Origin of the sequence: Corynebacterium jeikeium (assembly GCF_000738175.1) — a bacterium.
Taxonomy (GTDB): domain Bacteria; phylum Actinomycetota; class Actinomycetes; order Mycobacteriales; family Mycobacteriaceae; genus Corynebacterium; species Corynebacterium jeikeium_C.
In genome coordinates, this window is sequence record NZ_JFCH01000024.1 from 1 (window position 1) to 534 (window position 534).

General features: G+C 55.2%; 1 pseudogene. It reads left to right on the forward strand.

Features of this window, described 5'->3' with window-relative positions:
* Positions 1 to 534 (forward strand): annotated as a pseudogene (locus JQ46_RS02915) (IS256-like element IS3503 family transposase); the annotation flags it as partial.

Consider the following 534-nt stretch of genomic DNA (forward strand, 5'->3'; position numbering starts at 1 on the left):
CAAGCATCCACATGGGTCGCCCACCTGCACGAATTCGACCACACCTACCGGGAATGGATGAACGAGAAAACCACCATCAAAGACCCTGCTACCGGCGCCTACACCAAGGTCTACACCCACCAACGCGTCCGAGCGGCCTATCAATCATTGCTATCTCTGCACCGCAGAGACCTGCTGTTTACCTACCTGCAACCCCCACCAACAACCATCGACCCCGACAACCTTGCAGCAACAACAAACAGCCTCGAAGGTGGCATCAACGCCCCCATAAAAGAACTAGCCCGCAGACACCGCGGACTATCACTACCGCATCAACGCACAGTGATGGATTGGTGGCTGTATCTACATACAGAAGTCCCTGACGATCCGGTCAAGATCGCCAGGGACCAACGATGGGGTCAAGACGCACTTTCCACAGCAACAGACCTGATCACCCACAACACCACAGCCACTACCAATGACATCGGTGCACCAGCAGAATACGACACCGCCATCGACACCAGCTACCAACACAACCTCGGCATCCAAAAAGGC